Origin of the sequence: Actinoplanes sp. NPDC020271 (assembly GCF_044388125.1) — a bacterium.
Taxonomy (GTDB): domain Bacteria; phylum Actinomycetota; class Actinomycetes; order Mycobacteriales; family Micromonosporaceae; genus Actinoplanes.
Window position 1 is genome coordinate 433,612 of sequence record NZ_JBIRWQ010000001.1, and the last position, 22,657, is coordinate 456,268.

General features: G+C 71.7%; 24 protein-coding genes and 1 pseudogene. 14 read left to right on the forward strand and 11 right to left on the reverse strand.

The window, feature by feature from the left end:
• Positions 1-3: 3 nt before the first annotated feature.
• Genes ACH442_RS01865 through ACH442_RS01880 form a run of 4 tightly spaced genes read left to right on the forward strand, consistent with a single transcriptional unit; the run spans position 4 to position 3,883 of the window.
• Positions 4-582, forward strand: coding sequence for a GNAT family N-acetyltransferase (locus ACH442_RS01865; RefSeq protein WP_396120651.1), 579 nt, complete (start codon positions 4-6; stop codon positions 580-582).
• A gap of 3 nt (positions 583-585) precedes the next feature.
• Positions 586-1,341 carry a carotenoid biosynthesis protein gene (locus ACH442_RS01870; RefSeq protein ID WP_396120652.1) on the forward strand — a complete coding sequence of 252 codons (756 nt, stop codon included), beginning with the start codon at positions 586-588 and terminating at the stop codon, positions 1,339-1,341.
• The gene (locus tag ACH442_RS01875; RefSeq protein WP_396120653.1) at positions 1,338-2,444 is read left to right on the forward strand and encodes a glycosyltransferase; all 1,107 of its coding nucleotides are present in this window, start codon (positions 1,338-1,340) and stop codon (positions 2,442-2,444) included. Before ACH442_RS01870 ends, ACH442_RS01875 begins: the two co-directional genes overlap by 4 nt.
• Positions 2,445-2,449: 5 nt before the next feature.
• Entirely contained in the window at positions 2,450-3,883 is a 1,434-nt protein-coding gene (locus ACH442_RS01880; RefSeq protein WP_396120654.1) for a phytoene desaturase family protein, read from the forward strand.
• Positions 3,884-3,892: 9 nt separating this feature from the next.
• Here the strand turns inward: ACH442_RS01880 and ACH442_RS01885 are convergent, their stop codons facing one another.
• The 3 genes from ACH442_RS01885 to ACH442_RS01895 all read right to left on the reverse strand — a co-directional run bounded on the left by ACH442_RS01885 (position 3,893) and on the right by ACH442_RS01895 (position 7,481).
• On the reverse strand, positions 3,893-5,617 hold the full coding sequence (locus ACH442_RS01885) for a substrate-binding domain-containing protein (RefSeq protein WP_396120655.1): 1,725 nt from the start codon (positions 5,615-5,617) through the stop codon (positions 3,893-3,895).
• Positions 5,618-5,751: 134 nt separating this feature from the next.
• A complete protein-coding gene (locus ACH442_RS01890) occupies positions 5,752-6,504 on the reverse strand; it encodes a class I SAM-dependent methyltransferase (RefSeq protein ID WP_396120656.1) in 753 nt (250 codons plus the stop codon).
• Positions 6,505-6,557: 53 nt separating this feature from the next.
• Positions 6,558-7,481 (reverse strand): LysR family transcriptional regulator, encoded by a 924-nt coding sequence (locus ACH442_RS01895; protein ID WP_396121019.1) that lies wholly within the window; start codon positions 7,479-7,481, stop codon positions 6,558-6,560.
• Positions 7,482-7,648: 167 nt separating this feature from the next.
• Between ACH442_RS01895 and ACH442_RS01900 the strand changes: the two genes are divergently transcribed.
• Genes ACH442_RS01900 through ACH442_RS01910 form a run of 3 tightly spaced genes read left to right on the forward strand, consistent with a single transcriptional unit; the run spans position 7,649 to position 10,984 of the window.
• Positions 7,649-8,293, forward strand: a complete 645-nt coding sequence (locus ACH442_RS01900; protein WP_396120657.1) for a succinate dehydrogenase cytochrome b subunit — start codon at positions 7,649-7,651, stop codon at positions 8,291-8,293.
• Position 8,294: 1 nt separating this feature from the next.
• Complete coding sequence (locus ACH442_RS01905; protein WP_396120658.1) at positions 8,295-10,241, forward strand: fumarate reductase/succinate dehydrogenase flavoprotein subunit; 1,947 nt, start codon at positions 8,295-8,297, stop codon at positions 10,239-10,241.
• The gene (locus tag ACH442_RS01910) at positions 10,241-10,984 is read left to right on the forward strand and encodes a succinate dehydrogenase/fumarate reductase iron-sulfur subunit (RefSeq protein WP_396120659.1); all 744 of its coding nucleotides are present in this window, start codon (positions 10,241-10,243) and stop codon (positions 10,982-10,984) included. The genes ACH442_RS01905 and ACH442_RS01910 overlap by 1 nt, the downstream gene beginning before the upstream one ends.
• Before the next feature lie 252 nt (positions 10,985-11,236).
• Here the strand turns inward: ACH442_RS01910 and ACH442_RS01915 are convergent, their stop codons facing one another.
• Positions 11,237-11,425 carry a nuclear transport factor 2 family protein gene (locus ACH442_RS01915; RefSeq protein ID WP_396120660.1) on the reverse strand — a complete coding sequence of 63 codons (189 nt, stop codon included), beginning with the start codon at positions 11,423-11,425 and terminating at the stop codon, positions 11,237-11,239.
• Position 11,426: 1 nt separating this feature from the next.
• Between ACH442_RS01915 and ACH442_RS01920 the strand changes: the two genes are divergently transcribed.
• A complete protein-coding gene (locus ACH442_RS01920) occupies positions 11,427-11,642 on the forward strand; it encodes a hypothetical protein (protein ID WP_396120661.1) in 216 nt (71 codons plus the stop codon).
• A gap of 288 nt (positions 11,643-11,930) precedes the next feature.
• On the opposite strand, the gene ACH442_RS01925 is transcribed toward ACH442_RS01920, so the two are convergent.
• Positions 11,931-12,542 (reverse strand): TetR/AcrR family transcriptional regulator, encoded by a 612-nt coding sequence (locus ACH442_RS01925; RefSeq protein WP_396120662.1) that lies wholly within the window; start codon positions 12,540-12,542, stop codon positions 11,931-11,933.
• Between the two features lie 66 nt (positions 12,543-12,608).
• On the opposite strand from ACH442_RS01925, the gene ACH442_RS01930 reads away from it, so the two are divergent.
• A complete protein-coding gene (locus tag ACH442_RS01930) occupies positions 12,609-14,003 on the forward strand; it encodes an FAD-dependent monooxygenase (RefSeq protein ID WP_396120663.1) in 1,395 nt (464 codons plus the stop codon).
• A gap of 181 nt (positions 14,004-14,184) precedes the next feature.
• A pseudogene (locus ACH442_RS01935) lies at positions 14,185-14,241 on the forward strand (hypothetical protein); the annotation flags it as partial.
• 313 nt (positions 14,242-14,554) lie between these two features.
• On the opposite strand, the gene ACH442_RS01940 reads toward ACH442_RS01935, so the two are convergent.
• From ACH442_RS01940 to metF, 3 genes are all read right to left on the reverse strand, one after another.
• A complete protein-coding gene (locus ACH442_RS01940) occupies positions 14,555-14,992 on the reverse strand; it encodes an HNH endonuclease (RefSeq protein WP_396120664.1) in 438 nt (145 codons plus the stop codon).
• Positions 14,993-15,103: 111 nt separating this feature from the next.
• The gene (locus ACH442_RS01945; RefSeq protein WP_396120665.1) at positions 15,104-15,733 is read right to left on the reverse strand and encodes a CDP-alcohol phosphatidyltransferase family protein; all 630 of its coding nucleotides are present in this window, start codon (positions 15,731-15,733) and stop codon (positions 15,104-15,106) included.
• Positions 15,730-16,653 carry a methylenetetrahydrofolate reductase [NAD(P)H] gene (gene metF, locus ACH442_RS01950; protein WP_396120666.1) on the reverse strand — a complete coding sequence of 308 codons (924 nt, stop codon included), beginning with the start codon at positions 16,651-16,653 and terminating at the stop codon, positions 15,730-15,732. The genes ACH442_RS01945 and metF overlap by 4 nt, the downstream gene beginning before the upstream one ends.
• A 114-nt stretch (positions 16,654-16,767) precedes the next feature.
• Between metF and ACH442_RS01955 the strand changes: the two genes are divergently transcribed.
• The gene (locus ACH442_RS01955) at positions 16,768-17,838 is read left to right on the forward strand and encodes a polyprenyl synthetase family protein (RefSeq protein WP_396120667.1); all 1,071 of its coding nucleotides are present in this window, start codon (positions 16,768-16,770) and stop codon (positions 17,836-17,838) included.
• Here the strand turns inward: ACH442_RS01955 and ACH442_RS01960 are convergent.
• The 3 genes from ACH442_RS01960 to ACH442_RS01970 are packed head-to-tail and all read right to left on the reverse strand — an operon-like array spanning position 17,819 to position 18,868.
• Positions 17,819-18,178, reverse strand: coding sequence for a lycopene cyclase domain-containing protein (locus ACH442_RS01960; protein WP_396120668.1), 360 nt, complete (start codon positions 18,176-18,178; stop codon positions 17,819-17,821). The genes ACH442_RS01955 and ACH442_RS01960 overlap by 20 nt on opposite strands.
• Positions 18,175-18,501, reverse strand: coding sequence for a lycopene cyclase domain-containing protein (locus ACH442_RS01965; RefSeq protein ID WP_396120669.1), 327 nt, complete (start codon positions 18,499-18,501; stop codon positions 18,175-18,177). The genes ACH442_RS01960 and ACH442_RS01965 overlap by 4 nt, the downstream gene beginning before the upstream one ends.
• A 16-nt stretch (positions 18,502-18,517) precedes the next feature.
• A complete protein-coding gene (locus ACH442_RS01970; protein WP_396120670.1) occupies positions 18,518-18,868 on the reverse strand; it encodes an Rv2175c family DNA-binding protein in 351 nt (116 codons plus the stop codon).
• 36 nt (positions 18,869-18,904) lie between these two features.
• Between ACH442_RS01970 and ACH442_RS01975 the strand changes: the two genes are divergently transcribed.
• The 3 genes from ACH442_RS01975 to ACH442_RS01985 all read left to right on the forward strand — a co-directional run bounded on the left by ACH442_RS01975 (position 18,905) and on the right by ACH442_RS01985 (position 22,617).
• Positions 18,905-19,627, forward strand: a complete 723-nt coding sequence (locus tag ACH442_RS01975; protein ID WP_396120671.1) for a hypothetical protein — start codon at positions 18,905-18,907, stop codon at positions 19,625-19,627.
• A gap of 123 nt (positions 19,628-19,750) precedes the next feature.
• Positions 19,751-21,763, forward strand: a complete 2,013-nt coding sequence (gene pknB / locus ACH442_RS01980; RefSeq protein ID WP_396120672.1) for a Stk1 family PASTA domain-containing Ser/Thr kinase — start codon at positions 19,751-19,753, stop codon at positions 21,761-21,763.
• Positions 21,754-22,617 (forward strand): deoxyribonuclease IV, encoded by an 864-nt coding sequence (locus tag ACH442_RS01985; protein ID WP_396120673.1) that lies wholly within the window; start codon positions 21,754-21,756, stop codon positions 22,615-22,617. The genes pknB and ACH442_RS01985 overlap by 10 nt, the downstream gene beginning before the upstream one ends.
• Positions 22,618-22,657 lie beyond the last annotated feature (40 nt).

A 22,657-nucleotide genomic window follows, 5' to 3' on the forward strand; every position in this document is an offset into this window, starting at 1 on the left:
GCGATGAGGCTCGTAGCGTGGCAGCCGGACGACCTGCTGCGTCGGCTCGACGACGTGGTCGGCGTCTACGGCGAGGCGATGGGCTACCGCCAGGAGCTGCTGCAGACCCGCCGGGGATACATCGGCTCGCACGTGCGGCGGCCCGGCTTCCGCGCGGTGGCGACGCTGACCACCGAGGGCCGCCTGATGGGCTTCGGTTACGGGTATGCCTCGCAGTCCGGCCAGTGGTGGCACGACCAGGTCAAGTTCGCCCTCGACGAGGAGTCGCGGCGGCAGTGGCTGGCCGACTGCTTCGAGGTGGTCGAGCTGCACGTGCGCCCGGCCGCGCAGGGGCACGGGGTCGGCGCCCGCCAGCTGCGCGCGCTGCTCGCGATGGCCAAGGGCCGGACCGTCCTGCTCAGCACGCCGGAAGCCGACGAGCAGGCGTCCCGCGCCTGGCGGCTGTACCGGCGGTACGGCTTCTCGGACGTGCTGCGGCACTTCTACTTCCCCGGCGACGAGCGCGCGTTCGCCGTCCTCGGCCGGGAACTGCCCCTGGCGGAACGGCCGGTCGAGGACGCGTCCGGCCGGGCCGGCGCATAGACGGTGCCGGCTCGCTGGTTGCCCTGGGGACTGCTCGGGGCACTCGTTCTCGCGCAGATCTGCTACCCACTCACCGACGGTGACGCCCGGGCCCGGCTGACCGTGGTCACCGTGCTGCTCGGCGTCGCGTTCTCCCTGGTCCACGCACTGCTGGCCCGGGGACCGCGGGCGGCCGGCGCGCTGCTGCTGACCGCGACGCTGGGCGGTTTCGCGGTGGAGGCGGTCGGGGTCGCCACCGGTTTCCCGTTCGGGACGTACGAGTACTCCGGCCGCCTCGGCCCGCGCCTGCTCGACGTGCCGTTGATCATCCCGCTGGCCTGGACCTGGATGGCCTGGCCGGCCTGGCTGGCCGCGGTCCGTGTCGCCCGTCGCCGCCTCACCCGGATCCTGGTCGCCGGAGCCGGGCTCGCCGCCTGGGACGTCTTCCTCGACCCGCAGATGGTCGCCGAGCACTACTGGCAGTGGGCCGACCCGACGCCCGCGCTGCCCGGCGTTCCCGGCATCCCGATCGGCAACTACCTCGGCTGGCTCGGCTTCGCCCTGGTCCTGATGGCCGCCCTGTCGGCGGTCGCCGGGCGGGCGGCGTCGGCCCCGCTGGCCTCGGACGCGCCCGCTCTCGCGCTCTGGCTCTGGACGTTCGCCTCGTCGGTACTCGCCCACGCGGTGTTCCTGTCGCTGCCCGCGTCGGCGGCCTGGGGCGCGGTCCTGATGGGCGCGGCCGTCCTCCCACTGATCCCGCGTCTGCGCGGCCGCACATGACCGTCGCCTGGGTTCTGCTGATCCCGCTGGTACTGCTCACCGCGCACACCGCGGTCAACGCCCGGCTGCTGCGCCGCCCGGGCCGCGGCGCGACCACCACCGAGCGCGTCGCCGTCCTGCTCCCGCTGCGCGACGAGGCCGGCCGGGTCACCCCGTGCCTGCGGTCGCTGCTCGCGCAGGAGGGGGTGCCGGGGCTGACGATCCACGTTCTCGACGACGGCTCGACCGACGGCACCGCGGACGTGGTCCGGGAAGTGGCCGGCGACCGGGTTCACCTGCACACCGGCGCTCCCCCGCCGCCGGGCTGGCTGGGCAAGCCGCACGCCTGCCACCGCCTCGGGGAGTTCGCCGCGGACGCCGACGTGCTGGTCTTCGTGGACGCGGATGTCGTGCTGGAGCCGGATGCCGTGGCCGGCGCCGTCGACCTGTTACGCCGGACCGGGGTGACACTGCTCAGCCCGTACCCCCGGATCGTCGGTGCCGGGCGCCTCGTCCAGCCGCTCCTGCAGTGGTCCTGGCTCACCTTCCTGCCGCTGCGGGCGATGGAACGCTCGCCGCGCCCGTCCCTGGCGGCGGCCGGCGGACAGTGGCTGGTCCTGGACCGGGCCGGCTATCAGCGCGCCGGTGGCCACGCCGCGGTCCGGGACGAGATCCTGGAGGACATCGCGCTGGCCCGCGCGGTCAAACGCACCGGCGGGCGGATCGCCCTGGCCGACGGTTCCGCCCTGGCCACCTGCCGCATGTACGACTCCTGGCACGACCTCACCGACGGTTACACCAAATCGTTGTGGGCGTCCTTCGGCTCCACGGCGGGAGCGGCGGCCGTGACGTCCCTGCTGGTCCTGCTCTACGTCGTCCTGCCCTCGGCCGCTCCGGTCCTCGTGCTTCCCGCGCTGATCGCCTACCTCCTCGGGGTCGCCGGCCGCGCGATCAGCGCACACGCCACCGGCGGCCGCGCCCTCCCGGACGCCCTGGCGCATCCGATCTCCGTCCTCCTCTTCGGATACCTGATCGTTCTCTCTGTCCACAGGCGCCGGGCGGGCCGCCTCGCGTGGCGTGGCCGGCCCCTGCCCAGCGCGGCCGCCGACAAACGGAAAGGGTGAGCGGCATGAGCGACATCGTGGTGATCGGGGCCGGCGTCGGCGGGCTGGCCGCGGCGATCAAGCTGGCCGAGGCCGGGCACCGGGTCACCGTGCACGAGCGTTCCGGCACGACCGGTGGCAAGCTCGCCGCGTTCGAGCGGGACGGTTTCCGCTTCGACACCGGCCCGAGCCTGCTGACTCTCCCCCAGGTCTTCGCCGACCTCGGTCTGGGCCTGCGTCCCGAGCCGCTGGACCCGCTGGTCCGGCATTTCTTCCCGGACGGCGCGGTCCTCGACTCGTCCTCCGATCACGCCGTCTTCCTCGACCGGATCGGCGCTGCTCTCGGCCCGGGCGCCGCGCGCGACTGGGCCCGGTTCTGGCGCCGGGCCGAGCGGATCTGGCACGCCTCATGGGAGTCGGTGCTGCAACGCCCGGTCACGGCGGCATCCCTGGCCCGGCTCTCGTGGCGGGTCCGTGACCTGGCCGCGATCGCGCCGGGCCGGTCGCTGCGCGCGCTGGGCCGGCACTATCTGCACGATCCACGGCTGCGGATGCTGCTGGACCGGTACGCGACGTACGCCGGCGCGGATCCACGTCGCGCACCCGCGGCGCTGGCGGCCATCCCGTACGCGGAAATGGCTTTCGGGGGTTGGTATCTGCCCGGTGGCCTGATCACGCTGGCCGGGGCGCTGCGCGCGAGGTGCGACGAGCTGGGGGTGCGGATCGAGCTGAACTCCCCGGTCGCCGCGATCCTGGCCGACCGGAAGGTTCGCGGCGTGCGGCTGGGCGACGGCACCGAGGTCCGCGCCGACGTGGTGGTGTCCGACGTGGACGCGCTGACGCTCTACCGTGATCTGCTGCCCGCTCCAAGGCCGCTGGCCGCGCTGGCCGACCGCAGCCTGGCCGGGTTCGTGCTGCTGCTCGGCGTGCGCGGGGAAACACCCGAACTGGCACACCACAACGTGTTCTTCCCGCGCGACTACGACGCCGAGTTCGACGCGGTCTTCGGCGACGCCGGGCGGCGGGCGCGACCGGCCGGCGACCCCACCGTCTTCGTCACCCGCGCGCTGGACCCGGCCGTTGCCCCGCCTGGGCACGAGGCGTGGTTCGTGCTGGTCAACGCGGCGCCGCACGGCACCGGGTGGCATCGGGTGGACTGGCGGCGGGCGGGGCTGGCGCAGGCGTACCGGGATCGGGTTCTCGCCGTGCTCGCCGCGCGGGGCCTGGACGTACGGGATCGGCTGCTCTTCGACGAGATCCGCACGCCGGCCGATCTCGCCGACGCGACCGGCGCCCCCGGGGGTGCGATCTACGGTACCGCCGGCGGCCTGGTGCGACCGGCCAACCGCAGCCGGGTCGAGGGCTTGTTCCTGGTCGGTGGCTCGGCCCACCCCGGCGGCGGCCTCCCCATGGTCACCCTCTCCGCCAAGATCGCCGCCGATCAGATCGGCCGAACCTGACAACCACACTCAACTCCCGTGCGCGGCCAGGAAGGCGGCCGCGATGCCGGCGGCGAGATCGGCCGGGTTCTTGGCCGCGACAGCCTGCCCGCCGGTCGCCTTCGCCATCGCCTGCAGCGCCGGCATGTTCGCGTCCGGCCCGTAACCGACCGCGATCACCGGCACCGGCCGCGCCGGGTCCGCTCCCGCGGTCAGTTTCTTCAGGAAGTCCGCCTGGGACATCCTGAAGCGCGTCCCGCCGTCCGACCCGTCGGTCAGCACCACCACCACGGTCGCCGTGCCCGCGGCGGCCCGCCCGCGCATGTCCGCGACCCCGTCCAGAACGGTCTGGTAGAGCGGCGTCCCGGAGTTCGTCACCGGCTTGTACCCGCCGATCCCGGCGGCCAGCTGATCGCGCCGGGTCTGGCCGCCGGCACCGGCGTCGAGCCGGCCGAACGGCACCTCCTCGGTGTGCGCCGGGCTGGTCGCCGACGGGGTGCCGAAGAACCACATGCCGAGGCTGGTGTCGTCGCCGAAGAGCTGGGCCGCGCTGGTCCCGGACTCGCGCAGCAGCGACGCCTTGGTGACGCTCCGCCCGGCCCGGTCGGTGATCTTCTCGTTCATCGAGCCGGACGCGTCGATCAGCAACAGCACCTGGAACGCCACCGACTTGTACGCCGTCCACTGCTGCGCCGCGCTGAACAGCGCGGCCGGGTCGGCCGGCGGCCGCAGCGCGCCCTTCGTCGCCTCGGTCCGGAACCCGGCCCCGGTCAGGGCCTCCGTGGTGATCGCCTCGCGCAGGTGTTTCGCCAGGTCGGCCGGGGCACCTTTGCGCACCGCGTACGGGTAGTCGGCGTCCACCTGCCCGTCGGCCGGGGCGCCGCCGACCAGCCGTACGTCATGATCCGCTTTCTGATAGCCCAGGAACTGCTGCTCGGTCGTCGGGAAGACGCCCACCTCGAACGTCGCCGCGGTCTGTTCGGTCTCGACGGCCATCTGCCGGAGCAGCTGGGCCGGGTCGGCCGCCGCGCTCTCCAGCCGGCTGCGCAGGGTGAGCGCCTGCAGCTGGGCGATGCCGGCGTCGGGGTTGGTCCGGGCGGTCGCCTGCCGCAGGGCGAAGACGCTGAGCAGCCCGGTCGTGGTCTGTGTCGCGTCCGGCATCCGTACCGCGGGCAGCCGTTTCTGGATCGCGCCCTGCACCACCGTCATCCACGAGGTAGCGCCGTTCGGGGCGAAGAGCGAGCCGAGTGCCTCGGGGCCGACGATCACCAGCGGTGACCAGGCGAGCGGCCCGCCGTCGACGGTCCAGGTGGCGCCCCGCGATTTCGCCGCGGCCAGCCAGACGCTGCTGGACGGCACCCACACGTCGGGTTGCGGCTTGGCGTCGAGCACGGCGCCGGGTTCGACGGCCCGCACCTCCACCTCGGAGCAGCGCTGGCCGGAGCGGCTGAGGCCGGTGGCGGCGGCCTGGACCACCGGGGCGATCTCCGGCGCGGCGGCGACCCGCAGTTTCGGCTCGGGGCAGGGCAGGACGGTGTGTTCCACGATGGGTGGCGGCGCGCTGGGCTGAGCGACCGGGGTGGCGGAGCGGTTGCTCATCAGACGCCAGGCGATGCCACCGGCGGCCAGCAGCACCAGGACGACGACCGCGGCGGCGAGGAGCGCGCGGCCCCGCCCGGGTGGCGGGTCGTGGTGCGGCTGGCTCCATTCGACCGGTTCGGGGAGCCGTGGATCGGGCCACTCGTTCTCGGGCATGCCACCTCGACATCGCGTAAAGATCGACAACGATCGGTAAAGACCGACTCCAATGGTTGCGGATGGTAGTCCCGGATTTAAGCCCCGCAACGGTTACTAAGGTTCCGCACAACAACTCGGCACATCCGTGACCGCTAGGACATCAGCCGCGGCGCAACGACCGCGATCACGATGAACTCGCCGTCGCCGCTGAGACCGACGGGCTCACGGCCCCACCCGCCGTAGATCGTGTCCACCCGGAACCCGGCCTCCCGCAACGAGGCCCGCAACTCCGGCTCGGTCCGGAACCGCAGCGTCGCCGAGTTCGCCACCTCCCGCCCGTCCGCGAACCGGTAGCGCTCGGTGACGTGCCAGACGTTCGGCTCCACCTCCGCGGCCTCGCTCCACGCCTCCGCCTCACCGTCCGGGAGGACCACGGCCCGCCAGGAGTCCCGCGGGTTCCACAGTGCCCACGGCTCGAACGCCGGGTCGCTGCTGTCGAAGACGAGCCGTCCCTCGGGGACCAGGGCCCGGCGCAGCCCGCGCAGCACCCCGTCCCACTCCTCGTCGTCCACGAAGGACTGGGCGACGTGACTGGTCATGAACGCGGCGTCGAACGAGCGGGCCGGCAGTTGACCGGCCGAGCCCTGCAGCCAGTGCACCCGCTCCCCGCCGCTCTTGCGGCGGGCGGCTGCGAGCGCGGCGGCGGCCGGGTCGACGGCGGTCACCTCGTGCCCGGCCCGGGCCATCGCGATGGCCAGCCGGCCGGTGCCGCAGCCCAGGTCGACGACCCGGTGGGCGGAGCGTTCGGCGAGCACGGCCATGAAGAAGTCGTCGTCCCAGCCCCAGGGACACTCGGCGTCGTAGACCTCGACGAGTCGCGGGTCGTGGAACTCGCCAATCCACACCCCTGGACTGTAGGACGCGTGGTGGGCAGTTGACTACCCTAAGTGGACGAAGCTCAGAGAGCGCGTACCCCGAACGGGAGCCGGCCCGACGTGATGTGCTCCAGCACGACGTCGCGCAGCGCGGCGGCGGCGTGCGGCAGCACCGCGGCCCGGCGCTGGGCCAGGGCGATCGTCCGCCGCATGCCGGGCGGCGCGAGCGGCGTGGCCCGCAGCAGCGGCCGGTTGGCCAGGACCATGCTGGGCACGAGCGCGACCCCGAGCCCGGCCTCCACGAAGGCGAGCACCGCGTCCATCTCCCCGCCCTCGACGGCGAGCTTGGGGGTGAAGCCGGCCCGTTCGCAGGCGTGCAGGGTCACCTCGCGGATGTCGTAGCCCTCCCGGAACATCACCATCGGGGTGTGCCGCAGCTCGCCGAGCTCCAGCTGCCGGCCGACGGTCAGCGGCGGCCCGTCCGCGACCGAGGCCACCACCAGGCTCTCCCGGACCAGCTCGGTGGTGACCAGCGTCTGGTCCACGCCGTGTTCGGGGGCGACGATCAACGCCAGGTCGAGGGTGTGCGCGAGCAGCCCGGCGATCAGGTCCTGCGAGCTGCCCTCACTGATGTACAGCTTCACCCCCGGGTGGTCCGCCCGGTATGTCCGCAGCACGGCCGGGACCAGGGAGGAGCAGAGGCTGGGGGTGGCACCCAGGCGCACCTCGCCGCGACGAAGGCCGACGATGTCCTGCACGGCGTCGCGGGCCGCGTCGGCGTCGGCGACGATCCGCTGCGCCATCGGCAGCAGGGTCTCGCCGGCCACCGTGAGGGTTACCGCACCCCGCATCCGCTCGAAGAGGGGGGCGCCGAGTGAGGACTCCAAGGTGTGAATCTGCTTACTCAACGTAGGCTGCGACACGCCCATAATGTCCGCTGCTTGGGTGAAATGTCGGGTCTCCACCACTGCTAAGTAGTACCGGAGTTGTTGCAGCTGCACCGTAATAGCTTACCGCTATGACCATCCGCCCGATCATGCATTAGACGAATGACTCGGGACTTTCTACCGTCAAGGTTGTGGCGGTAGACACTCCAATTCCGAAGACAAAGAACGCGGCCGGGGCGACGGCAACGCCCACCCCGCGCAGGACGGTCCGGCCCTCGTCGGTCTCCTTGAAGATCATCATGGCGGTCAGCGGGATCCTGCTGTTCCTCTTCCTCTACGTGCACATGGTCGGGAACCTCAAGATCTTCTTGGGCGCTTCCGAGTTCGACCACTACGCACACTTCCTGCGGTCGCTCGGCACCCCGGTCCTTCCGGAGATGTGGTACCTCTGGATCCAGCGGACCGTCCTGACGCTCGCCGTCATCGCGCACATCTACACCGCGGCCGTGCTGACGGTGCGCGCCAGGAAGGCGCGCCCGGTCAAGTACGCGCACCGGCCGAAGGTCCAGGGCAGTTACGCCGCCCGGACCATGCGCTGGGGCGGCGTGATCGTCCTGCTGTTCATCATCTTCCACATCCTCGACCTGACCACCGGCACGGTGAACCCGGTCGGCGACCACGAGCACCCGTACACGAACGTCGTCGCCGACTTCGCGCCGGACCGCTGGTACGTGACGCTCTTCTACGCGCTCGCGATCATCGCCGTCGGTTTCCACCTGTGGCACGGCATCTTCAGCGCGGCGCGCACGCTCGGCCAGCAGACCGAGAAGGGCCAGCGGCGCGCCAAGACCATCGCGGCCGTACTCTCCGCGGTCCTGGTCGTCGGGTATCTCTCGGTGCCGTTCTCGGTACTGGTCGGATTGGTGGACTGACATGACTGACACTGACTTCTGGACCGAGGGCGAACCGGTCGTCGACAAGGCCGCCCCCGACGGACCGATCGAGACCCGCTGGGAGCGCCGCAAGTTCTCGGCCAAGCTGGTCAACCCGGCGAACCGCCGGAAGCTGACGATCATCGTGGTCGGCACCGGCCTGGCCGGCGGCTCGGCCGCCGCGACGCTGGCCGAGCAGGGTTACCACGTCAAGTCGTACTGCTACCAGGACAGCCCGCGCCGCGCGCACTCGATCGCCGCGCAGGGTGGCATCAACGCCGCGAAGAACTATCGCAACGACGGCGACTCCGTCTACCGGCTCTTCTACGACACGGTCAAGGGCGGCGACTTCCGCGCCCGCGAGTCCAATGTGTACCGCCTGGCCCAGGAGTCGGTGAACATCATCGACCAGGCCGTGGCGCAGGGCGTCCCGTTCGCGCGCGAGTACGGCGGCCTGCTCGACAACCGCTCGTTCGGCGGCACCCAGGTGTCCCGCACGTTCTACGCCCGGGGCCAAACGGGTCAGCAGCTGCTGATCGGCGCCTACCAGGCCCTGGAGCGGCAGATCGGCCTCGGGAACGTCGAGATGAACACCCGGCACGAGATGCTCGAGCTGATCATCGTCGACGGCAAGGCCCGCGGCATCGTCGTCCGGGACATGGTCACCGGCGAGATCACCACCGAGCTGGCCGACGCCGTGGTCCTGGCCTCCGGCGGGTACGGCAACGTGTTCTTCCTGTCCACCAACGCCAAGGGCTGCAACGTCACGGCGTCGTGGCGGGCGCACCGCAAGGGCGCACTGTTCGCGAACCCCTGCTACACGCAGATCCACCCGACGTGCATCCCGGAGTCCGGCTCGCACCAGTCGAAGCTGACCCTGATGTCGGAGTCGCTGCGCAACGACGGCCGGGTCTGGGTGCCGAAGGCGCAGAACGACACGCGCCGCCCCGCGGACATCCCCGAGGACGAGCGCGACTACTACCTGGAGCGCATCTACCCGTCGTTCGGCAACCTGGTGCCGCGTGACATCGCGTCGCGCGCCGCCAAGAACGTCTGCGACGAGGGCCGTGGTGTCGGCCCCGGTGGGCTCGGCGTCTACCTCGACTTCGCCGACGCGATCAGCCGGCTGGGCCACAAGGCGGTCGAGGCCAAGTACGGCAACCTCTTCGAGATGTACCAGCGCATCACCGGCGAGGACCCGTACGAGACGCCGATGCGCATCTACCCCGCCGTGCACTACACGATGGGCGGCCTCTGGGTCGACTACGACCTGCAGTCCACGATTCCCGGCCTGTTCGTCGTCGGCGAGGCCAACTTCTCCGACCACGGCGCCAACCGGCTCGGCGCGTCCGCGCTGATGCAGGGCCTGGCCGACGGCTACTTCGTGCTGCCGAACACGATCAACAACTACCTCGCGTCCGGCCCCTTCCCGAAGGTGTCCACCAACGACGAGGCGGTCGTGGCGGCGCGCACCGAGGTCGAGGACCGGATCGCGAAGTTCCTGTCGATCGACGGCGACCGCACGGTCGACTCCTTCCACCGCGAGCTCGGCCACATCATGTGGGAGTACTGCGGCATGGAGCGCACCGAGGAGGGCCTGACCAAGGCGATCGGCCTGATCCGCGCGCTCAAGGAGGAGTTCTGGACCCGGGTGAAGGTGCCGGGCAAGGGCGAGGAGCTCAACCAGAACCTGGAGAAGGCCGGCCGGGTCGCCGACTTCATCGAGCTCGGTGAGCTGATGTGCATCGACGCGCTGCACCGGCGGGAGTCGTGCGGCGGTCACTTCCGGGCCGAGTCGCAGACCCCGGACGGCGAGGCGCTGCGCAACGACGACGAGTTCAGCTACGCCGCGGCGTGGGAGTACTTCGCCGCCGACGGCCGGCCGACCCTGCACAAGGAAATGCTCGAATTCGAGTACGTCCACCCGAGCACGCGGAGCTACAAGTAATGGACATTCAGGTACGGGTGTGGCGTCAGTCCGGTCCCTCCGACCGAGGCCGCATGGTCACCTACGACGTCAAGGACATCTCCCCCGACGCGTCGTTCCTCGAGATGATCGACGTCCTGAACGAGAAGCTGATCCTCGACGGCGACGACCCGATCGCGTTCGACCACGACTGCCGCGAGGGCATCTGCGGCGCGTGCAGCATGGTGATCAACGGCGTGGCGCACGGCCCGGAGAAGGCCACCACGACGTGCCAGCTGCACATGCGGCACTTCTCCGACGGCGACGTGATCGACGTCGAGCCGTGGCGCGCGTCCGCCTTCCCGGTCATCAAGGACCTGGTCGTCGACCGTTCCGCCTTCGACCAGATCATCCAGGCCGGCGGTTACATCAGCGCCCCCACCGGCACCGCGCCGGACGCGCACGCGACCCCGGTCCCGAAGAAGGACGCCGACGCCGCGTTCGAAGCCGCCACCTGCATCGGCTGCGGCGCCTGCGTCGCCGCCTGCCCGAACGGCTCGTCGATGCTGTTCACCGCCGCGAAGATCACCCACCTCGGCCTGATGCCCCAGGGCCAGCCCGAGCGCGACAGCCGCGTCATCGACATGCTGCAGGCGCAGGACGACGCCGGCTTCGGCGGCTGCACCAACATGGGCGAATGCGCGGAGGTCTGCCCCAAGGGCATCCCGCTGAGCCTGATCGGCCGCCTCAACAGCGATTACCGCAAGGCCGTCGCCAAGAGCTGATCGGACGGAACTCCAGGTGTCCGGCACAACGGCGTGCCGGGCACCCGGTTACCCAAGATCAAATTCAAGATCTTCATTGCCCATCTCCGCCGTGGTCGCCGATCGTCGCTCCCGCGGGGACCCTTCCGGGCCGAGCAGGGCGCGGGGCGCCCAGAACGCTCAGCCCTCCAGGGCGACGTCCGCGGGTGGTCCCGCTCAGAGCAACAAACCCGCCCACGCAGTCGAGCACGCCGCCCGGAGTCCGCGGCTCGGTCAGGTGGTCAGGGCGGCGGCGATGGCCATCGTGTGCTGGTATTCGCGCCAGCCGGCGAGCAGCCCGTCGCGCGTACGCAGCACCCCGATGAACGGCGCCGCCGCCTGCACCCCGGTCACCTCGTGGGTGCCGACCAGCTCGTACTCCACGACGATCACGTCCGGGTCCGCGGTCTCGTGGACCACCACGTTGCGGCAGCTCCCCCAGACCCTCGGTCACCTGGAGCAGGCCGTCGCCACGCTGCTGGCCCAGGCCCGGTCAGCCGGCACGGTCCGCCCGGAGGTCCAGCTTCCCGAGGTCATGGCCCTGCTGATCAGTGTCACCCAGGGCGCCCTGCACGGCGGCTGGCCCCCCGGCCTGCAGAGCCGAACCCTCGCCGTCCTCTTCGCCGGCCTCCGCCCCTGACCACCAGCCGGCCCCCGCCGGAGCCCCGGAACAAGCCCCAGCCGCGGCCGGCCCCCAAGCCCGGAGGCACCCCCGAGAACCAGCTGATTCCGCACGACTGACGCTCAGAGCCGCTTCGAAGCGCCGGAACCAGCCGGCGGGCAGAAGGTCGCGGCGCGGCGCGGGCTGATCGGCCGTCTCCCAGGGCGCCTCAGCCCACTCGAGGCACCCTGGGAGACGGCCGGGAGGCGTGGGAGCGGCCGGGGCTGGACATGGCGCGGGGTCGCGGAGGGGTGCGGCGGGCGCGGACTACGGCGGACCGGGACGGGAAGGGCGGCCGCCGAGGCCGGCGTGCAGGAAATCGGTGAGGGTGTCGATCGCCTCGTCGTCGGAGAGCTCGCGACCGAGGTCGGGCCGGTTCGCGGAGAGCCAGTTCGTGGCGAAGGCGCTGATCGTGGTGCCGAACAGGGAGGCGCAGACGAGCGGGTCGCCCGGGAGATCCAAGTCGGACAGGTGCTCGACGATATGGCCCAGGTCGGGGGCGAGCATGTCGCGGCTGCGCTCGGCGAAGGTGCCGGAGACGAGCGCGGCCTGCTGCAGCGCGAGCATGACGACGTGGTGCCGCCGGTAGGCCGACCAGAACGCGGCGACGTGCCACCGGACCGCGTCCCGATCGCGGAAGTCCGTGCCGTGGCCGGCCATCCCGGCACTGGCGTCACCCTCGGCCAGCACGTCCGCCAGCAGCGCTTCGAGCAGCGCTTCCTTCGAGGCGAAATGCTTGTAGAACGAGCCGGTGGCCCGCCCCGCCTCCGCGGTGATGTCCGTGATCTTGGTGTTCAGGTATCCGGCGCGCTCGAAGACACGGACCGCGGCCGCTTTGAGTTCCGCCTCGGTCTGCGCCGCCTGTTCCTTGCGGAGCACCGTGTCACCACCATTCGAACAACCCGACGCCTTGACCGGAGCGTATCAGCGCCTTACGGTGAATCCATGTTCACTGAATCGAAGTTCACCATCATCGCCGGCGCCGGGCCGACCGGTCTCACCGTGGCCCGCCAGCTGCAGCGACACGGCGTGCCGTTCCGCATCCTGGAGAAGTCGCCGCACCCGTTCGGCGGCTCCCGCGGCAAGGGACTGCAGCCCCGGACGCTGGAGGTGCTCGACGACCTGGGGCTGATCGCGCGGTTCCAGCAGTCCGGCAGCGACTACCCGGCATTGCGGGTGCACCGGCCGGACGGCCAGATCGTCGAGTGGCGGATGGACGAGCTGCACGAGCCGACGCCCGCCGTGCCGTACCCGAACAGGCTGATGGTTCCCCAGTGGCGGACGTCCGAGCTGCTGGCAGACGGGGTGCCGGTCGAGTTCGGGGTCGGCGTCGACGCGGTCGAGCAGGACGCCGGCGGGGTGCGGGTCACGCTCGACACCGGCGAGGTCGTCACCGCGCGTTACCTGGTCGGGGCCGACGGCGGGCGCAGCACGGTCCGGCGGGCGCTCGGGGTGGAGTTCCTCGGCGCGACCCACGAGGACGAGCGGATGGTCATCGCCGACGTCCGGCTGACCGGTCTGGATCGCGAACACTGGCACGTCTGGCCGGGCGCCGACGGGTTCCGGCTCGGCCTGTGCCCGCTGCCCGGCGAGGGCGAGTGGTGGCAGCTCACCGGGCCGCCCACGGAGACGCCGGTGCCCGAACTGGTCGCCGCGGTCGACCCGTCAATCTCGGTCACGGAGGTCGCCTGGACGTCGCGGTTCCGGGCGAACATGCGGATGGCGTCCCGCTTCCGGGCCGGCAACGTGTTCCTCGCCGGCGACGCCGCGCACGTGCACTCCCCGGCCGGCGGGCAGGGGCTGAACACCGGCATCCAGGACGGTTACAACCTCGGCTGGAAGCTCGCGACCGGCAACGACGCACTGCTGGACACATATGAGGCGGAGCGCCTGCCGGTCGCCGCGGACGTGCTCGGCATCAGCACCGAGCTGCACCGCCGCCACGTCGCCCAGGAGGAGGACGCGATGCGCCGCGACGACCCGGCGCTGCGGCAGCTCGCGCTGAACTACCGGGGTGGCCCGCTCGCCGCCGAGCACCGGGCCGCGCCGGGCCTGGTCCGGGCCGGCGACCGCGCTCCCGACGCGCCGCTCGGCGACGGCCGCCGGATCTTCGACCTGCTCCGCGGCCCGCACGCGACGCTGCTCGTCTTCGGCCGGCCCGGCACGGTGCCGGAGATGCCCGCCACGGTGCCGGCCCATCACGTCACGGCAGCCGAGGCGAAAGACGCTTACGACGTACCGGAATCGGCCCTGATCTTGATCCGTCCCGACAACTATGTCGGCTGCGCGACGCAGGATCCGCGGGACGTGCTCGACTACCTGAAACTGATCGGCGGCTAGTGATCCGCCGGCACACCCATGGCCCGAGATCAGCAGTTCGATGCCGTCGAGCAGCCGGCCCAGGCCGATCTCGAAGCTGTTGTCCGGCTCGTCGCCCTGGAACTGACCGATCGGGGCCTTCACGCCGTACGGGCCGGTGACCCGCACCAGCGACGTGCTCCTCGCCACCCTCCGGCTCGGCGTGACCGTCACCGGCTGGCGGGCCGCACGCCGCCGGCGCTTCGGCGAACACCGGCGCTGGATGATCCGCAGCTTCGCCCTCACCGCGTCGATCATCACCAACCGCATCTGGGGCGCAGTTGGAGACAACCTTCCACGGGGACGAAGGCCCGCTCAGCTGGGTGGCGTCGGGGGCTTCGGCGGGGCTGGGCTGGACCGTGCCGTTCCTGCTCGCCGAGTGGTGGCTGGAGCGGGACCGCGGCCGGGGCCGTCGCGCGGCCGTTCCTGCGGCTCCGCGGCCCGAGCCCGCACTCCCGGTGCCCTGACCCGCCCCGGTCGTCAGGAAGCGGACGGCCGGCGGGTCCCCGTGTGCACCCGCCGGCCGCCGGTCATCAGGCGAAGGTCACCCAGGCCGGCGCGTACGGCGTCACGCGCAACGGCATCCGGGCCTCCGCCGGCGTCCGGTCACCCTTCCGGTTGTTGCAGCGACCGCAGGCCGCCACGGTGTTCAGCCATTCGTTCCGGCCGCCCCGGGAGCGGGGCAGGATGTGGTCGATGGTGGTGGCCGTCTCGCCGCAGTAACCGCAGATCCTCCGGTCGCGGGTCAGCACGCCGGCTCGCGTCCAGCCCGGGCCGCGGCCCCGCCGCCAGCGCGTCACCACGTAACTGACCAGGCGCACCACGGTCGGCACCTGATAGACGCCGATGGTCGCGTCCGGCTGCGCCTCGTGCACCACCGCCACCTGACGGAACAGCATCCGGATCGCGTGCCGGAGGCTGACCCGGTGCAGCGGCCCGCAATCGGCGTTCAGAACCAGAACCGCGCTCATTCCGTTTCACCTCCGTCAACCTTGTCTTCCCCACGAATCAGCAGCTCACGGGCGTAACCGCTGAGGAAGAAAATAGGCGCGGCATCGAAGATGCGACAACTGATTAAAAGGTCAGCGCAGAGCGCGGTGGACGACCACCGACAATTGCGTCAGCCCGGCGACCTGCAGGCCCACCCACAGCGTCGGCGGCAGCCAGGGCAGATCGACCGCGGCGAGGGCGGCCAGGCCCAGGCCGGCGATCAGGGCTCGGGTGGGCCGCTCGGCCACGGTGACCACCCCGATCTCCGACATTCCGGCCGCGACGGCCCGGGCCCGGACGTACTCGTGCAGCCAGCTCGCCGCCCCGGCCGCGGTGACCAGCCAGCCGGGGGCGCCGGCCAGCCAGAACGCGACGAGCCAGGCGGCCTCGCCGAGGCGGTCGGCGACCGAGTCGTACACGAATCCGGTTCTCGTCACCCGGCCGGAGACCACCGCGACCGCGCCGTCGAGCCCGTCGGCGAGGGCCGCCACCAGCACCAGCACGGCGGCGAGGAGCAGACTGACCGGCACCGCGGCCGGCACGCCGAGACAGATCAGCAGGCCGCAGGTGGTCACCGTCATCGGCGACACCCGCTTGCTGCTCAACCAGAATCCGATTTTGTACGCCGTGAGCACCCACCCACGAACGACCCGCGACCCTTTCCGCGGATCGAATCCGCCGTGCAGGCCGGACCAGGCAGTCGCGTACTCGTCCCAGGTCACGCGACCGTGGCGACTTCCGAAGGCGCCAGCCGCTGCCAGACCTCACGGGTCGCGGTCGAGCGGTTCATGGTGATGAAGTGAATGCCCGGCACACCCTCGTCGAGGAGCCGCGCGCACATTTCCGCGCATTTCTCGATCCCGAGTTCGCGCACCGCGGCGTCGTCACCGGCGACCCGCTCGAATTCCCGCAGCAGGGCGGGCGGGAACGGTGCCCCGGAGAGTTGCGTGGACCGTTCGATCGTCGCCATCCGGGTGACCGGCATGACCCCGGCCACGATCGGCGTGTCACCACCGCCGGCCGCGACCCGGTCGCGCAGGCGCAGGTAGTCGTCGGCGTCGAAGAACATCTGGGTGATCGCGTAGTCCGCACCGGCGCGACACTTGCGGACGAAGTGGCGCGTGTCGCTCGCCACGTCGGCCGAACGCGGATGTTTGTACGGGAAGGCGGCCACGCCGACGCTGAAGTCGCCGGACTCGCGGATCAGCCGGACCAGGTCCTCGGCGTAGTCGATGCCCTCGGGGTGCCGCACCCATGTGCCCGTCGGGTCGCCGGGCGGGTCGCCGCGCAGGGCGAGCACGTTGCGGATCCCGGCGCCGGCCAGCCGGCCGATGACGTTGCGCAGCTCGGCGACCGAGTGGTCGACGGCGGTGAGGTGGGCGAGCGCCAGCAGGGTGGTCTCGGTGGCGACCCGCTCGGTGACGGCGACGGTCGTCTCCCGCGTGGTGCCGCCCGCGCCGTAGGTGATCGAGACGAAGCTCGGCCGCAGCGACTCCAGTTCCCGGATCGCCTGCCAGAGCAGCCGCTCGCCGTCGGACGTCTTCGGCGGGAAGAACTCGAACGAGAAGGTCGGCGCCGCCCCGCGGATCAGCTCACCGATCGCGGGCGTGCCGGGCAGCTTGGAGGGAAGGCCGAGAGACACACCGGGAACTGTACCGGGCCGGTTCACGGAGGCACCTGTTCCGACCGGGCCGGCCGCGCGGACCACGCCGCAGCCCTGCGCGGTCCGCGCGGCCGGCCCTAGTAGCGTCGCCGTGTGACGACTTCCCCGCTCGAGCTGGCCGGTCTGCGGCCGCGTGTCGACAAGGCGCTGACCGATTTCCTGGCCGGGCAGCGCGATCAGCTGCTGGCGATCGACCCGGCGCTGGCCGAGATGGCGGCCACGGTGACCGGGTTCGTGCTGGGGGGTGGCAAGCGGCTGCGTCCGGCGTTCGCCTACTGGGGTTTCCGCGGGGCCGGTGGCACCGACTCGGACGCCGTCGTCGCGGCCGTCGCGTCGCTGGAGCTGGTGCAGGCCAGCGCGCTGATCCACGACGACCTGATGGACCGGTCGGACACGCGTCGCGGGGTGCCGTCGGTGCACCGCCGGTTCGAGAAGCTGCACGCCGGCGAGGGCTGGCGGGGCAGCGCGGCCGGGTTCGGCGACTGTGCCGCGCTGCTGCTCGGCGATCTGGCCCTGGTCTGGTCGGACGAGCTGCTGCACGGTTCCGGGATGACGCTGGCCGATCTGGCGCGGGCCCGGCCGGTCTTCGACGGGATGCGCACCGAGGTGACCGTCGGTCAGTACCTGGACGTGCTCACCCAGGCGACGGCCGACACCTCGCTGGAGCGGGCCGGCAAGGTCGCCCGCTACAAGGCGGCGAAGTACACGGTGGAGCGTCCGCTGTTGCTCGGTGCGGCGCTGGCCGGGGCCGGGCCGGAGGTGCACGCGGCGTACTCGGCGTTCGGCCTTCCGCTGGGTGAGGCGTTCCAGCTGCGCGACGACGTGCTGGGCGTCTTCGGCGACCCGGAACGGACCGGGAAACCGGCCGGTGACGATCTGCGCGAGGGCAAGCGGACCTATCTGGTGGCGTCGGCGTTCGGCGCGCTGGACGAGGCCGGCCGGGCCGAGCTGGACGCCGCGCTCGGCGACCCGGACCTCGACGACGCCGGGGTCCAGCGGCTCCGCGCGGTGATCCGGGACAGCGGGGCGCTCGCGGCGACCGAGGCGCGGATCGAGGAGTTGATGACCGGCTCGCTGACCGCGCTGGCCGCCGCGCCGATCGAGGAGGAGGGCCGGGACGTGCTGCGACAGCTCGCCGAGGCCGCTACTCGCCGGTCCGTCTGATCAGCTTCCAGAGGCTGCGGCCCTCGCCCGCGGCGGGGTGACGCTGGATGCCACGACGGCCCAGCGTCACCCACAGTGACAGCGTGCTCAGCACCAGCGCGAACCCGAACAGCAGGTCCTCCACCGGGGCGTGGACCAACCGCCAGCCGATGATCGCGTCCGGGTCGTACATCACGATGTTCCGGCCGGTCAGGATGCCGTTCGAGATCAGCTGGAACCCGAAGATGATCGGGTAGGTCGCCCAGAAGACGACCCGGCGCACCAACTTCGTCCTCACGATCAGAAGATCCAGGACCAGGCTTGCCAGTACGCCGAGAAGCGCGGCCGTGGTGTAGCTCACTCGTCCCCCGCCGGTCGGCGCAGGACGGCTCGCACCGCTTCGAAGCCGAGGATCGCGCAGACCGGCACGACCAGGAAGAACAGCACCTCGTCGAGCGGCAGCCCACCACCGAGGAAGACACCGGTGATCTGCTCGGGGTCGAAGTGCCAGTGCCCGGCGGCGATCGCGCCCAGGTCCCACAGGACGAAGACGGCCGCCACCGGCACCACGGTCAGGACCAGCCGGCGCCAGCGGCGCAGGACGTTGACCCGCAGGAACGGCTCGAGCCAGAGCGCGCCGGCCAGGCAGCCGGCGAGCACCGCGACGTACGCGAAATGGCGCATCTGATCGGAGAAGCGGTCAGAAGCCGAGCGCCTGGGCGCGCCGCTTGATCTCCCGGGCCAGGTCGCCCCCGAGCGCGATCGCGGCGTTGCCGCCGACGCTCGGATCCGACGCGTAGAGCCACCGGAGGGCCTCTTCGTCGTTGTACCCGGCGTCGCGGAGCAAGTTCAGCACGCCGGGCAGGTGCTTCAGGACGGTGGCGTTGGCAACCAGCTCGGCCGGGACCAGACGCACGCCGTCGCGCCGGACGGCGAGCAGGTCACCGTCCTTGACCATCTGGTTGACCTTGCTGATCGAGAGGCCGAGCTTCTCGGAGACGTCCGGCAGGTTGACCCAGCCGGACGGTTCGGTGATGACGGTTTCGCTCACGCGTACAGCGTGCCAGACGAGAACGGAGAACAGTTGATGAGCCTGTGGCTGAGGGTGCGCGGCGAGCTTGCCGGGGCCTGGCGCTCGATGCGCTACGACCTGCGGGGCCGCGCGGCGGAGCGCCCGGACGGGCCGGACGTCACCTCGACCGGGCTCAGCACGTTCCCCGGCTCGCTGATGGAATGGCGCACCGCCACACCGGAGACGAACGCCCGGCCGCCGCGGCGATTTGTGGCGGTAACGGCGTTGTGCCTGTTGGCGCTGATCGGTGCCATCGGGTCGTATCTCCTGGTCACCCGCGGTCTCGCGGCGGCCGGCGACCGGCCGCTGGCGGCGCCTTCGCAGCCCGTCGTGCCGACCCCGGCCGACACGCCCGGGACCGGAACGGCCCGGCCGGACGACGCGATCGGGCCGCCGAGCCACCCGAAGGCGGCGCGTCCGGTTCCGGCCACCACGAACGTGGCGCGCGGCGCAGCCCCGGTGGCGACGAAGGCCGGCATCGCGCAGACCAGGCCGCGGCGACCGGCCGCGCACCATGCCCCGGCGGCGACTCCGGAGTGTCACTGCGTCACTCCCCCGGTTCCGACGCCGACCGCCCCGTCCCCGAGCGTCGGCCACAGCCCCGACCCGGGCGGATCGCCGACCGGCAGCCCGTCGGTGCCGCCCAGCACATCGACGGGCCCCAGCGCCGAGCCGAGCGATCAGACCACCGACGGTGACCACCGACGTGACCGTCGTCATTGGCCGAAAAACGGATAAAACCGGAACGACGTCCGGGGTAGCTGCGAATCGGTGCAGGTCACAGCGGTTCAGGTACCCGTTTGGACTCAGCTGTGACATCCTGGGTCACCCTCACCGGAAAGACACATACACTTCACGCCGATGGACACCACAGTCGCCGATACGTTGATCGGCACAACGATTGACGGGCGCTACCGGATCACCGGTCGCGTCGCCCGTGGTGGCATGGCGACCGTCTACCGGGCCACCGACGAGCGGCTCGGGCGTACCGTCGCATTGAAGATCATCCACCCGTCGCAGGCCACGAACGTGCACTTCGTCGACCGGTTCACCGACGAGGCGAAGACGATCGCCCGGCTCACCCACCCGAACGTCGTGGCCGTTTACGACCAGGGCCGCCACCAGGGCCTTCCGTACCTGGTGATGGAGTTCGTGCAGGGCAAGACGCTGCGCGACCTGCTGGCCCAGCGCCGCAAGCTGAGCGCGGTCGAGGCGATGGCGATCATGGAGCAGATGCTCGCCGCGATCGCCGCCGCGCACCGCGCCGGCCTGGTGCACCGCGACGTCAAGCCGGAGAACGTGCTGGTCGCCGAGGCCCCCAGCGGCGGCTCGGCCGACCTGGTGGACGCCGTGGTCAAGGTCGCCGACTTCGGTCTGGCGCGGGCCATCGAGGCGAGCACCGTGGACGAGTCCGGCCAGCTGATGGCGACCGTCGCCTACGTGGCGCCCGAGCTGGTCCAGGCCGGTCAGGCCGACGCGCGGACCGACGTCTACTCGGCCGGCATCGTGCTCTACGAGATGCTCACCGGCCAGGTGCCCTACGACGGCGCCGACCCGGTCGAGGTCGCCTGGCAGCACGTCGACAACGACGTCCCGCCCCCGTCGCGGACCGTTCCCGGCCTGCCCCACGCGCTCGACGAGCTGGTCGCGAGGGCCACCAAGCGGAACCCGTCGGAGCGGCCGACCGACGCCGGCCGGCTGCTGACCGAGGTCCAGGCGGTCCGTGACGGCCTGGGCGCGATCAACCTGCAGACCGCGATGATGCCGCAGGTCCCCGGCCGCTCCCCGGCCGGCGACGCGACGAGGATCGTGCCGGCCGTGCCGGCCACCGACGCGACCGCGCTGGTCCCGCCGGTGCCCGGCGGTTACCACCAGCCGGGCACCCAGCGCCCGTCCTGGGCCCGGCTGCCCGAACAGGGCGGCGGTCCCCGCACCACGGCGTACGGACGGGGCGCCGCCGACCCGCGTGGCCGCGAGGGTTTCTTCGCCGACCGCCGCCGGGTCACCCTGGTCTCGCTGCTCGCGGTGATCGTCCTGGTCGTGGCCGGCAGCACCTGGTGGGTGACCTCCGGGCGCTACACGGACGCGCCGAGCCTGGTCGGCCTGCCGAGGGCGAACGCCGAGGCGGCCGCGAAGTCAGCCGGTTTCGGGATCTTCTACGCCGACCCCGGGCAGTACAGCCCGACCGTCCCGAAGGACTCGGTGGTCAGCCAGAACCCGGGCCCCGGCGAGAAGGTGGTCAAGGGCGACACGCTGACGCTGATCCTGTCGCTCGGCCCCGAGGTGCACCCGGTCCCCGACGTCAGCGGGCAGGAGGCGGCCGCGGCCAAGGCCTCGATCGAGGAGCTCGGCCTGAAGTACAAGGAGGCCAAGGCCACCTACAGCGACACCGCGCCGGAGGGCGTGGTCATCTCCACGAACCCGAAGGCCGGCACCGAGCTGAAGCCCGGCGACACGGTCACCGTGACGCTGAGCAAGGGCCGCGCCCCGATCTCCGTGCCGAACCTGGTCGGGCTCAACATCAACGACGCCCGCTCTCAGCTGCAGAAGGCCGGCCTGACCGCCCTGGAACGCACGAAGGACAGCGACAAGCCGGCCGACGAGGTCCTGGCGCAGACGCCGAAAGCGGGCACCGGTGTGGAGAAGAACGCCGAGATCACCCTCGACGTGAGCAAGGGTCCGCCGCTGGTGACCATCCCGGATGTGAACAACCAGCCGTGCGGCCAGGGCGAGAACACGCTGAAGGGTCTCGGGCTGCAGGTTCAGGTCAACAACCTGAACCCGCTGAACCCGAACTCCTCGGTCCACCAGCAGAACCCGCCGCCGAACTCGCAGGTTCAGCCCGGCAGCGGAGCGCAGATCACGTGCTTCTAGACCGCCGGATCGGATCACACACGAAGACGTCGGGTGGGCTGGCCAAGGCCGCCCTCCCGTACGTCGACGCCGCCGGGTCGGAGACACTGCAGGTGTACGTCTCCAACTCGCGGGGCTGGGCGCTGCCGGCCGGCGACCCGAAACAGGACACACTGTTCCGCGACGGGATCGGCGAGCGGGAGCTGCCCGCGTACATCCATGCCTCGCTTCTGGTGAATCTCGGGTCGCCGACCGAGCTGACGGTGGAACGCTCGATCGCCACGCTGGAGCACGCACTGCGGCGCGGCCGGGCGATCGGCGCGACCGCGGTCGTCTACCACGCCGGCAGCTCGGTCGACGAGGCGCACGCCGAGAAGGCGATGCACCAGCTCCACGAGCAGCTGCTGCCGCTGCTGGAGACGGCCGAGGCCGAGGGTCTGCCGCGACTGCTGGTCGAGCCGAGCGCCGGTGGTGGCCGCAGCCTCGCCTCGAAGGTGCAGGACCTGGAGGCCTACCTCGCCGCCGTCGACGGGCACCCGTGGCTGGGCGTCTGCTTCGACACCTGCCACGCCTGGGCCGCCGGGCACGACCTGGCCACCCCGGGCGGCATGACCGAGACGCTGGACGCGCTGGTCACGGCGGCCGGGCCGGGCCGGCTGCAGCTGATCCACGCGAACGACTCGAAGGACGCCTGCGGCTCCACCCGGGACCGGCACGAGACGATCGGCAAGGGCACGATCGGGACGGCGCCGTTCGCGGAACTGTTCCGCCACCCGGCGACCGCCGGCGTGCCGATCATCGTGGAGACGCCGACGGTCGAGCACGAGGGTCACGCCGCCGACATCGCGCTGCTCAAGGGCTTGCGGGATGGTTAGGTCCGGTCCCGTGGATCACGCGGGGCCGCGGCGCGGGACA